This window comes from Mycobacterium europaeum (assembly GCF_002102155.1).
Taxonomy (GTDB): Bacteria; Actinomycetota; Actinomycetes; order Mycobacteriales; family Mycobacteriaceae; genus Mycobacterium; species Mycobacterium europaeum.
In genome coordinates, this window is the sequence record NZ_LQOU01000071.1 from 42210 (window position 1) to 52679 (window position 10470).

The following is a 10470-nucleotide window of genomic DNA, read 5'->3' on the forward strand; positions in this document are numbered from 1 at the left end:
GCTGATTGAGCGGGCGAATGCGCCGTCGGCTATCGTCACAGGCCGATCGGCGAGGCCGTATCCGCCACAACGATCCGACGGAGGCATCCCACATGAGCGCGCACCTGACCTACATGGAGGCCGTGGTGGTCGGCGCTTTCCAGGGCGTCACCGAGCTGTTCCCGGTCTCGAGCCTCGGGCACGCGGTGTTGGTGCCCGCGGTGGTCGGCGGCCGGTGGGCGCAAGACCTGAGCGTCTCCGCGCCCGAGTCGCCCTACCTGGCCTTCATCGTCGGGCTGCACGTGGCCACCGCCGCCGCGCTGCTGGTCTTCTTCTGGCGGGATTGGCTGCGCATCGTGACCGGATTCGTGTCCTCGCTGCGGTATCGCCGCATCCAGACCCCCGATGAGCGGCTCGCCTGGCTGATCGTCGGGGCCACCATCCCGGTCGGGCTGGCCGGGCTGGTCCTGGAACGGACATTCCGCACCACGCTGGGCAAGCCCGTTCCCGCGGCAATCTTCCTGGTGCTCAACGGCATCGCCCTGTACGCGGGAGAGGTGCTGCGCCGGCGCGTCGCCCCCGCACCCGACCGGGAACAGCCGCCGGAGGAACAGCGCGGGCACACCGGCGAGGCCGTTGACAACCGCCTGGCCCAACTCCCCCTGCGCCGCGGCATCCTGATCGGCGCCGCGCAGATCCTGGCCCTGCTGCCCGGCATCAGCCGCTCGGGAATCACCATGGTGGCGGGCCTGTGGCGCGGCCTGTCCCACGAGGACGCCGCCCGGTTCTCCTTCCTGCTGGCCACGCCCATCATCCTGGCCGCAGGCGTGTACAAGATCCCGGAACTGTTCGGGCCCCGCGCCACCGGAATCCACGGCCAGGTGCTGGCCGGCAGCGTCGCGTCCTTCGTCTGTGCCTACCTCGCCGTGCGGTTCCTGACGCAGTACTTTCAGACCCGCACGCTCACCCCGTTCGCCGTCTACTGCGCCGTGGCCGGCGGTGCCGGCCTGGTGTGGCTCGCCGTCGGCTGACGGGCGACCTCGTACACGACTTCTCCTGACATCGCCTCACCGGCTCGGTCACCGAATGGCAACCGCTGGGTATCGGTTCGCGCAACAGCGTATGAGTTGAGCGTGGCGTAGCTCACCATCGACGGAGCAAATGCGCGGCGTCTCGACCACAGAGGTGAAGCCTGAATGTTCTGTCGCCTTTGTCGCGTGGCCGGCGCCACCGTCGGGGCCGCCCTGCTGGTGCTGTCGACGGTCACGGCGCCCAAGGCGCCCGCCGCCGCCACGATGAGCCCGAATCTGTTGGTCAACCCGGGCGCCGAGCTCGGCGACCCGTCGTTGTCCGGTTACAGCGGGGTGACGATACCGGGCTGGATCCCGACCGGCACGCCGACCGTGATCAAATACAACACGTTGGTGCGGCTGCCCTCGCCGCTCGGGTCGCCGGGGCCGACGATGCCGAAGTTCCTGGCATTCCCGGCCGCCCAGCATGGGCCGCCCGACGGCGGCATGCAGTATTTCGGCGGTGGCAACGTGGCGACGTCCACACTCACCCAAGTCGTCGACCTCAGCGGTGCGGCGGCGGCCATCGACACCGGCACCGTGCCCTTCACGCTGAGCGGCTGGCTCGGCGGCAACAAGCTGGAACTGTCGGAGGCGTCGGCCACCGTCGACTTCCTGGCCGCCAGCCAATTGCCCTTGGGCACAGGCACAATCGGGCCGGTCTCGATACTCCAGCGCGGGTTCCAGACCGAGCTGGTCGAACGCGACACCACCGGGACGGTGCCGGTGGGCACCCGCAGCGCACGCGTCACCGTCACCTTCAAGGACACCCACTGGGCGGGCGGGGCCTACAACCACTCCTACGCCGACAACCTCTCCTTCACCATCGGCGCCCCCTTGCCCGCGCCGCCGCCGCCCGCCCCGCCCGCGTCGACCGTGAGGCCGCTCGATCACGTGTTCCTGGTCTACATGGAGAACCACGGCGTGAAAGACGTTGTGGGCAGCCCCAATGCGCCGTACATCAACAGCCTCATCAGCTCGTACGGGTACGGGTCCAACTACTTCGCCCTGACCCACCCGAGCCTGCCGAATTACTACCCGATCCTCGGGGGATCCGACTTCGGCGCCAACTACAACTGCGAAATGAACTGCTTCGACGCGCCGAACCTGGCCGACTCGCTCGAGGCGGCGGGCAAGACGTGGGCCAGCTACGAGCAGTCCATGCCCGGCCCGTGCGCGACGGCCTCGAGCGGTCCGTACAGCCCCGGCGAGTTGCCCTTTTTGGCCTTCCACGACATCGTCTCCAATGCGGCCCGCTGCCAGGCGCACGTGCTGCCGTTGACGCGGATGGCCACCGATCTCGCTTTGACCTCCACCACCCCGAACTTCGTGTGGTTCGCCGCGGACGAGAACAACAACATGGAAGGGCCGATCAACCTCCGCTTCGTCGGCAGTGAGCTCACGTCTCATCAATACAACATCAAGGCCGGCGACCAGTTTCTGCAGCAGGTATTGCCCACCATCGTGAATTCACCGGCCTTTCAGACCCAACGCAGCGCCATCTTCATCACCTGGGACGAAGACTTCAACAACCTGTCCCTGACCCTCGGTAACGAGGGCAACCACATTCCCATGATCGTCATCCCGTCACCGAATTCCGGTATGCGTCAAGGGCATTTGGTGTCGACCTCGCACAACAACCACTACAGCCTGCTGCGCACCATCGAGGACTCCCTGCAACTTCCCCGGCTGACCAACAACGACAAGTACGCTCAGCCGATGAACGAGTACTGGCCGTAGGCCGTACCCGGGACACCGACGAGTCGAGCTGAGGACGGATGAGTCGAACCGGCCCCGCGGGCACCGAACCCCGGAAGGAGTCGGTGTGGGATTACCCGCGCCCACCGCGCGTCGAGCCGTTCACCGGTCGGATCACCGTCGAGCTGGGCGGTGAAGTCATCGCGTCTACCCCGCGCGCCTGGCGGGTGCTCGAGACCAGTCATCCGCCGACCTATTACCTGCCACGCGAGGCGTTCGCCGACGGGGCGCTGCGCGCGGCGCCCGGAAGCTCCTGGTGCGAATGGAAAGGCCGGGCAACGTATTACGACCTCATCGGCGGCGGCGTCGTCGCCCCGAAATCCGCCTGGAGCTACCCGGACCCGACGCCGGGATTCGAACAGATCGGCGGGGCGATCGCGGTCATGGCGGGCAACGTCGACCGCTGCACGGTCAACGGAGAGGTCGTCGTGCCCCAACCGGGCGGCTTCTATGGCGGCTGGATCACCAGCTGGGTGACCGGCCCGTTCAAAGGCGGGCCCGGTTCGGCGGGTTGGTGACCGGGTCGGCGGTCGCGCCGCCGTCGTCATAACGGCTGTCGCCGATAGCGCACCAACCGCAGCGTTTGGTCGCCGAAAGCCGCTGAGCGCCTACCCCCGTCGGGCCACCAACCGTCGCGCTCGTAGAAGTGCCGCGCGGGGGTGTTCGCGTCCAGCACCCACAGCACCGCGCCCGTCACACCGATCGACCGCAACCGCCCGCGGGCGGCCGACATGAGCAGACGCCCCAGCCCCGTCGCCACATGGTCCGGGTCGACGTAGAGCGCCATCAGCTCACCGAAGTTCGGCAGGTCGCCGTCGCGGCACAGCCCCGCGGTGGCGAAACCGCGAATCGCCGGCCCGTCGACCGCGACCAGGGTGGACGGCATCCGCAGGCCGACGCGGCCGAAGGTGTAACGGTCGACCAACGCCTCCGGGCTCAGACTGTCCAGGTAGTCCTCGGCGATGAGCCCCCGGTAGGCCACCCGCCAGGACCGGGCGTGCAGGCCGGCCACCTCGTGGGCGTCCGCCGGTACCGCCGCCCGCACCTCGGTCATCGTTGCAGTATCGGGGCTCGGCGGGCGGGTTGTTGCGCAAGCCCGCCGTCGGGTGCTGTGCTTAGCGCGGTGCTCAGTTGACACCCGTCAAGAATTCGGAGGGTTTGGGCAATGGCAGACACGGCATCGATCGGCCTGAAGGTGCGCGGCAAGGTCGTCGTGATCACCGGCGGCGCCCGCGGCATCGGGCTGGCCACCGCGACCGCGCTGCACAATCTCGGCGCCAAGGTCGCGATCGGCGACGTCGACGAGGTGCGGGTGAAGGAATCCGGCACCGCGCTCGGCCTGGACGTTTACGGCAAACTCGACGTCACCGACCCACACTCGTTCGCGGAGTTCCTCGACGAGGTCGAGCGCCAACTCGGCCCGATCGACGTGCTGGTCAACAACGCCGGGATCATGCCGCTCGGCCTCGTCATCGACGAGCCCGACGCCGTGACCCGGCGCGTCCTCGACATCAACGTCTACGGCGTGATCCTGGGCAGCAAACTGGCGGTGCGGCGCATGGCTCCCCGCCGCGCCGGCCACGTCATCAACGTCGCCTCGCTGGCCGGTGAGACGTACATCGCCGGCGCGGCCACCTACTGCGCCAGCAAGCACGCCGTCATCGGGTTCACCGACGCCGCGCGGATCGAGAATCGCTTGTCGGGCGTGAAGTTCTCGATCGTCATGCCCACCTTCGTCAACACCGAACTGATCGCCGGCACCTCCGGGGCCAAGGGCATCAAGAACGCCGAGCCGTCCGACATCGCCGAGGCGATCGTCAGGCTGGTCGCGCATCCCCGGCCGCGGGTCCGGGTCACCAAGACGGCCGGCGCGATCATCGCGTCGCAGAAATTCATGCCGCGCGCGCTGTCCGAGGGGCTGAACCGCGCCCTCGGCGGCGAGCACGTCTTCACCGACCACGTCGACGCCCGGCAGCGCCAAGCCTACGAGTCGCGGGCCCGCGGCGAAGAGTAGTCGGCGATCGCGAGCGCGGCGGAGCCGGGTGAAGCGGGTCGCCGCCATCAGGAATGAGCGCCGCGTCGGGCGCCGTTCACCGCGGGCGCGGACAATCGGCGGGGTGAGCCTCCAAACCCCGACCACCGCTGCACTGACCGACGACCAACTCGACCTGATCAACGCGTACTGGCGCGCGGCCAACTACGTGTCGGTCGGGCAGATCTACCTGCTGGACAATCCGCTGCTGACCGAGCCGCTGTCGCCCGCGCACGTCAAACCGCGTCTGCTGGGACACTGGGGCACCACCCCGGCGCTGAACCTGATCTACGCGCACCTGAACCGGATCATCCGCAACCGGGACGCCAGCGTCATCTACGTCACCGGGCCCGGCCACGGCGGTCCCGCGCTGGTCGCCAACGCCTATCTGGAGGGCACCTACAGCGAGGTGTACACCGGCATCGAGGAGGATGCCGACGGCCTGCGAAAGTTGTTCCGCCAGTTCTCCTTTCCCGGCGGCATCCCCAGCCATGTGGCCGCCCAGACGCCCGGCTCCATCCACGAGGGCGGTGAGCTCGGCTACGCGCTGGTGCACGCCTACGGCGCGGCCTTCGACAACCCTGACCTGGTCGTGGCCTGCGTGATCGGCGACGGCGAGGCCGAGACCGGCCCGCTGGCCGCCAGCTGGCACTCCAACAAGTTCCTCAACCCGGTCACCGACGGCGCGGTGCTGCCCATTCTGCAGCTCAACGGCTACAAGATCGCCAACCCCACCGTCCTGGCGCGGATCCCCCACCCCGAACTGGAATCACTGCTGCGCGGCTACGGCTACCGGCCCATCACGGTCGCCGGCGACGACCCCGCCGACGTGCATCGCCAGCTGGCCGCCGCCCTCGACGACGCCTTCGACGACATCGCGGACATCCAAGACGCCGCCCGCAGCGGCGACAGTGTCGAGCGGCCCGTGTGGCCGATGATCGTGCTGCGTACGCCGAAGGGCTGGACCGGCCCGAAGGTGGTTGACGGCAAGAAGGTCGAGGGCACCTGGCGAGCGCATCAGGTTCCGCTCGCCGAGACCCACGACAACCCCCAGCACCGGGCGCAGCTCGAGGAGTGGCTGCGCAGCTACCGCCCCGAGGAGCTTTTCGACGGCGACGGCAGGCTGCGCGCCGAGCTGCGGGCGCTGGCACCCGGCGGCGATCGCCGGATGAGCGCCAACCCGCACGCTAATGGCGGCCTGCTGCTGCACGACCTCGACCTGCCCGACTTCCGCGACTACGCGGTTCGGGTATCGCGGCCGGCGGCGGAGACCCACGAGGCCACCCGGGTGCTGGGCACCTTCCTGCGGGACGTCATCGCCCGCAACCGCGACCGCTTCCGGTTGATGGGGCCCGACGAGACCGCCTCCAACCGGCTGGACGCCGTGTACGGGTCGACGGCCAAGGTCTGGCTCTCCGAGCTCGGGCCCGACGACGAGAACCTGGCCCCGGACGGCCGGGTGATGGAGGTGCTCTCCGAGCACCTGTGCCAGGGCTGGCTGGAGGGCTACCTGCTGACCGGGCGCCATGGCCTGTTCAACTGCTACGAGGCGTTCGTGCACATCGTCGACTCGATGCTCAACCAGCATGCCAAGTGGCTGGCCACCAGCCGGGAACTGCCGTGGCGGCGGCCGATCGCGTCGCTGAACTACCTGCTCTCCTCGCACGTGTGGCGCCAGGATCACAACGGCGCGTCGCACCAGGACCCCGGCTTCATCGACCTGGTGGCCAACAAGAGGGCCGAGCTGACCCGGGTATACCTGCCGCCGGACGGCAACACGCTGCTGTCGGTCGCCGACCACTGCCTGCGCAGCCGCAATTACGTCAACGTCATCGTCGCCGGCAAGCAGCCGGCGCTGGCCTACCTGGACATGGATCAGGCGATCGCGCACTGCGCGCGCGGGCTGGGCATCTGGCCGTGGGCGAGCTCGGCCACCGGAGAACCCGACGTCGTGCTGGCCTGCGCCGGCGACATCCCGACGCTGGAAACCCTGGCCGCCGCCGACATCCTGCGCCGCGAACTGCCCGAACTGGCGGTCCGGGTGGTCAACGTCGTCGACCTGATGCGGCTGCAGCCGGAATCCGAGCACCCGCACGGCTTGCCCGACCGGGAGTTCGACGCGCTGTTCACCCGCGACAAGCCGGTGGTCTTCGCCTACCACGGCTACCCCTGGTTGATCCACCGGCTCACCTATCGCCGCACCAACCACCCGCACATCCACGTGCGCGGGTTCAAGGAGCGCGGCACCACGACGACGCCGTTCGACATGGTGATGCTGAACGACCTCGACCGGTTCCACCTGGTCATGGATGTCATCGACCGGGTCGACGGGTTGGCCAGCCGGGCCGCCGAGCTGCGCCAGCGGATGGTCGACGCCCGGCTCGCCGCGCGGATCTACACCCGCGAGCACGGCGAGGACGACCCGCAGATCGCGGGCTGGACCTGGGAGGCTTGACGGCGAGATTGCCGCCACGGTCGCGTCCGGGTCGCAAGGCACGACCCGGACGGCGATCTCGACGCACCGCCGGCGGCGCGGGCCGCCGGTAGACTGGTCGGATGCTCGACGCCACCGGGACAGCCGACACCCATCCGGTGCTTTCGCAGCTCTGGGCGCTGCACAGGTTCCGGGTCCATCTCGACATCGTCGTCGTCGTAGCGGTGCTGGTGTTGACGAACCTGATCGCGCACTTCACCACGCCGTGGGCCAGCGTTGCGACGGTTCCCGCCGCGGCCGTGGGCCTGGTCTTCCTGATGCGCGCCAACGGTCTGGAGTGGGCCGACCTGGGGTTGGGGCGCGACCACTGGAAATCGGGCCTGATCTATGCGCTGGCCGCGGTCGTCGTCGTCGCCTCGGTGATCGCCGTTGGGGTGCTGCTCCCGATGACCCGGCCGATGTTCTTGAACCACCGGTACGCCACGGTCTCCGGCGCGCTGATCGCCTCGATGGTGATCATCCCGCTGCAAACCGTGATCCCGGAGGAGCTGGCCTTTCGCGGCGTGCTGCACGGTGCGCTGCACCGGGCCTGGGGTTTCCGCGGGGTCGCCCTGGCGGGTTCGCTGCTGTTCGGCCTCTGGCATGTCGCGACGTCGCTCGGGCTCACCAGCAGCAACGTCGGGTTCACCCGGCTGTTCGGCGGCGGCTTCGTCGGGATGCTGGCCGGGGTGACCGGGGCCGTGCTGGCCACGGGAGCGGCCGGCTTCGTCTTCAGCTGGTTACGCCGCCGCAGCGGCAGCCTGATCGCGCCGATCGCGCTGCACTGGTCGCTGAACGGGCTCGGGGCGCTGGCCGCCGCCCTGGTCTGGCACCTGACGGCCTGAGGCCCTCACACCAGCAGCACAGCCGCGCCTGCGATGCGGCCCGCGCTCAGGTCGGCCAACGCGCGATCCGCTTGGTCCAGCGGGTATTCCGGCGTGGTCACCTCGATGTGGTGTTCGCCCGCGAACGCGAGGAACGCTCGCGCGTCGGCCCGGGTGTTGGACGTGACCGAGCGGACCTGGCGTTCCTGGAACAGATGACGCTGGTAGTTGAGCGGCGGAATGTCGGAGAGGTGAATGCCGGCGATCGCCAGGGTGCCGCCGCGGTCCAGCCCTTCGAGGGCGGGCAGCACCAGTTCACCGACCGGCGCGAACAGGATCGCCGCATCCAGCGGCACCGGTGGCGGATCGGCCGCGCCCTGCGCCGAGGCGGCGCCCAGCTGCATCGCCAGCTCACGCGCCTCGGCCCCGCGGGTCATCACGTGCACCTCGGCGCCCTGCGCCAACGCGACCTGCGCGGTGATGTGGGCGCTTCCGCCGAAGCCGTAGAGCCCCAGCCGTCCGCCGGGTGGCAGCTCCGCGCGCAGCAGGGAGCGGTACCCGATGATGCCGGCGCACAGCAACGGCGCCAGCTCGGCGTCGCTGTATCCGGCCGGCAGGGGGTGCGCGAAAGCGGCGGGGACGGTGGCGAATTCGGCGTAACCGCCGTCGGCGTCCCAGCCGGTGTAGCGGGACTGCGGGCACAGGTTCTCGTCGCCGCGGCGGCAGTACTTGCACACACCGCAGGTGTGGCGTAGCCAGGCGATGCCCACCCGGTCGCCCACCCGGAACGTGTCGCCGGCCTCGGATCCGACCTCGACGACCTCCCCCACCACCTCGTGGCCGGGTGTGACACGGTCGCGATGCACGGGAAGGTCGCCCTCGGTGACGTGCAGGTCGGTGCGGCACACCCCGCAGGCGCGCACGGCGACCAGCAACTCCGACGGCCCGGGGCGGGGCACGTCCGTGGTGACTTGTTCGAGCGGGTCGGTGTCCATCGGTCCGGGCCGGCGCACCCGCCACGCCCGCATGGTCGTGGTGGTCAGCGGTGGAGCCATTCGTCCATCATCCCGCCAACCACCACGGCCGCAACGCGGTTACCGCGATCAGGTCCGCCGCACCATGCCGACGATCCAGAGCAGGATCAGCGACCCCAGCAGCGCGGTGAAGAAGGTGAAGATCAGGCCGCCACCCGCGGTGTTGACGAAGAAGCTCAGGATGAAGCCGCCGATCAGTGCGCCGATGATGCCGATCACGATGTCCATCAGGATGCCGGCGCCGCTGCCCCGGATGATCTTGCTGGCGAGCGCACCCGCCAGACCGCCGATGATGATGTAACCGATGATGCCGACGCTCGTGAACGTGGTTGAGCGGGCCAGATATTCGGTAGCTGCCATGACGTCCATGCGGGTCTCCTTATCGCTGGCAAAGCCCAGCTAGTTGCTGGGCCGTCACTTCGGTATACCCGCTTTGCGTAACGGAAAAGGGCGCGATTCGGCGACGGTTGACCCGCCAACTGAGGCCCCGTCTGGGGCTGTCAGGCCGATTGCGTCCGCTGAGGTGCCGGCGTGGGGGTCGGGCTGATCTCTCCCGCCGGAGCCGGGGCCGGCGCGGGCGCCGGAGCGGGCGCGGGTGCCGGAGCACCGGGAGCCGGAGCCTCTGGCGCGGGTTGGGCACCCGGCGCCGGCGCGGTTCCAGGCGCCGGCGCGGCCGGGGCCGCCCAGGGCTGGATCGACTCGGCCAGCGCCTTGGCCGCACCCTTGTCCACCGGGTCGTTGGCCGTCCCGAGCCACACCACGAACCAGCGCTGCGGTGGCCCGGCGTTGGAGGTGCTCGTCGAGGGCATCCCGACCACGCCGGTCCAGATCTGCCCGTTGGGCTTGGACGCGTCGCTGAACTTGACCTCGTAGTAGGAGGCGCTGCCGGTGATGCCGTTGGCACCGGTGAGCGGCGTCGCTTCCTGGTTGATCCGGGTGCCCGGATACGGCAGGAAGAACTCACCCATGTCCGAACCGAGGCGGACCGCGGCCTTGGCGTTGTTGGCTTCGGCGCTGGCGTAGAGCTTCTGGTCCAGCCGGCCCATCACGATGCGCGTGTCGTTGGCGACGGGCGGCGGCTGGTCGGGCATCGGCGGCGGCCCGGTCGTCTTGCTCAGCAGCGCCGACCCGTAGTCGAGGTGGGATGCGTCCGACTCCACCCAGCCCGGGGGCAGGACGTAGCTGAAGCCGCCCACGGCGTTGGCGACCCGGCCGGCGTTCGGGTCGACGGGAGGCGGCGGCGGGGCGTTCGGATCGGCCGGCGGCGGGGGCGGTGCGTTGGGATCGGTCGCCGCCGGCC

General features: G+C 69.6%; 10 protein-coding genes. 6 read left to right on the forward strand and 4 right to left on the reverse strand.

Annotated elements, in window-relative coordinates; all coding sequences use genetic code 11:
• Positions 1-92: 92 nt before the first annotated feature.
• The 3 genes from AWC03_RS26585 to AWC03_RS26595 all read left to right on the forward strand — a co-directional run bounded on the left by AWC03_RS26585 (position 93) and on the right by AWC03_RS26595 (position 3325).
• Positions 93-1010: an undecaprenyl-diphosphate phosphatase gene (locus AWC03_RS26585; protein ID WP_085243683.1), complete on the forward strand. Its 918-nt coding sequence runs from the start codon at positions 93-95 to the stop codon at positions 1008-1010.
• Between the two features lie 186 nt (positions 1011-1196).
• The gene (locus AWC03_RS26590) at positions 1197-2789 is read left to right on the forward strand and encodes an alkaline phosphatase family protein (protein WP_249025979.1); all 1593 of its coding nucleotides are present in this window, start codon (positions 1197-1199) and stop codon (positions 2787-2789) included.
• A gap of 38 nt (positions 2790-2827) precedes the next feature.
• Positions 2828-3325, forward strand: coding sequence for a DUF427 domain-containing protein (locus AWC03_RS26595; protein WP_085243685.1), 498 nt, complete (start codon positions 2828-2830; stop codon positions 3323-3325).
• A 26-nt stretch (positions 3326-3351) separates the two neighbouring features.
• Here AWC03_RS26595 and AWC03_RS26600 read toward each other — a convergent pair whose 3' ends face one another.
• Entirely contained in the window at positions 3352-3861 is a 510-nt protein-coding gene (locus AWC03_RS26600) for a GNAT family N-acetyltransferase (RefSeq protein ID WP_085243686.1), read from the reverse strand.
• 111 nt (positions 3862-3972) lie between these two features.
• On the opposite strand from AWC03_RS26600, the gene AWC03_RS26605 reads away from it, so the two are divergent.
• From AWC03_RS26605 to AWC03_RS26615, 3 genes are all read left to right on the forward strand, one after another.
• Positions 3973-4821, forward strand: a complete 849-nt coding sequence (locus tag AWC03_RS26605) for an SDR family oxidoreductase (RefSeq protein WP_085243687.1) — start codon at positions 3973-3975, stop codon at positions 4819-4821.
• 103 nt (positions 4822-4924) lie between these two features.
• Positions 4925-7294, forward strand: coding sequence for a phosphoketolase family protein (locus tag AWC03_RS26610; protein ID WP_085243688.1), 2370 nt, complete (start codon positions 4925-4927; stop codon positions 7292-7294).
• Positions 7295-7395: 101 nt separating this feature from the next.
• Entirely contained in the window at positions 7396-8157 is a 762-nt protein-coding gene (locus AWC03_RS26615; RefSeq protein WP_085243689.1) for a CPBP family intramembrane glutamic endopeptidase, read from the forward strand.
• Between the two features lie 5 nt (positions 8158-8162).
• Here the strand turns inward: AWC03_RS26615 and AWC03_RS26620 are convergent, their stop codons facing one another.
• The 3 genes from AWC03_RS26620 to AWC03_RS26630 all read right to left on the reverse strand — a co-directional run.
• Complete coding sequence (locus AWC03_RS26620) at positions 8163-9191, reverse strand: zinc-binding alcohol dehydrogenase family protein (protein ID WP_085243690.1); 1029 nt, start codon at positions 9189-9191, stop codon at positions 8163-8165.
• 48 nt (positions 9192-9239) lie between these two features.
• The gene (locus tag AWC03_RS26625) at positions 9240-9539 is read right to left on the reverse strand and encodes a GlsB/YeaQ/YmgE family stress response membrane protein (RefSeq protein ID WP_067760758.1); all 300 of its coding nucleotides are present in this window, start codon (positions 9537-9539) and stop codon (positions 9240-9242) included.
• Between the two features lie 131 nt (positions 9540-9670).
• Positions 9671-10470 (reverse strand): alanine and proline-rich secreted protein Apa (locus AWC03_RS26630; RefSeq protein WP_085243691.1); only part of this gene is annotated, 800 nt, incomplete at its 5' end.